General features: G+C 62.3%; 1 protein-coding gene. It reads left to right on the top strand.

Translation table 11 applies throughout. From position 1 onward, the window contains the following. Window positions 1–33: 33 nt before the first annotated feature. Window positions 34–745, top strand: a protein-coding gene (locus WH91_RS23395) for an IS5 family transposase (protein ID WP_144408366.1) whose coding sequence is annotated in 2 segments (ribosomal slippage) — window positions 34–366 and window positions 369–745 — 710 coding nt annotated over the 2 segments. Because the reading frame shifts where the segments join, the coding sequence is not laid out codon by codon here. This gene is flagged as partial in the annotation.

Raw genomic sequence — 745 nt, 5'->3', positions numbered from 1 at the left:
GTGATTCACTGCCTCATTGAGGAGGCGGTGATTATGGGTGATTTCTTTTGGTTTTCCGATGCGCAGTGGGCCCGGATCGAGCCGCTGCTTCCAACCGACGTGCGCGGCAAGCCCCGGGTAGATGATCGTCGCGTGCTGAGCGGGATCGTCCATGCCCTGCGCTGTGGCGGCCGTTGGGCAGACTGTGCCGACGTCTATGGTCCGAAGAAAACGCTTTATAACCGGTTCGTCCGCTGGTCCGGGCGCGGCATCTGGGAAGGCATTTTCAGCACGCTGGCGGGAGCAGGCGATGCGCCCGACCGGCTATTCATCGACAGCAGCTGCATTAAGGTTCATCGCTGCGCAGGCGGCGGAAAAGGGGGGCCTTGGCTCATGGTATCGGCCGCACGAAAGGCGGACGAAACACCAAGCTCCATGCGATCTGCGACGAGAAGGGGCGCCCCTGCGTCCTGCTCCTGACGCCCGGAAACGTTCACGATTGCAAGGTCGCGCAGCTCTGCATCGCGGCCATGCCAGCGTCGGCCGAACTCGTCGCGGACAAGGGATACGACAGCCAGGCGCTGCGCGAGTGGTTGGTCGAGCGTGGCACCGAGCCCGTCATTCCGCCGCGCAAGAACCGCAAGATCCAGTACAACTACGACCGCGCGATCTACAAGCAGCGCAACGTCATCGAGCGCATGTTCTGCCGCTTCAAAGACTGGCGACGCATTGCCACCCGCTTCGACCGCAATGTCCGAAACTTCAT

Source organism: Devosia psychrophila (assembly GCF_000971275.1).
Classification (GTDB): Bacteria; Pseudomonadota; Alphaproteobacteria; order Rhizobiales; family Devosiaceae; genus Devosia; species Devosia psychrophila.
The sequence above is the reverse complement of the archived record's forward strand: the minus strand, read 5'-3'. Positions and strand labels throughout refer to the sequence as shown.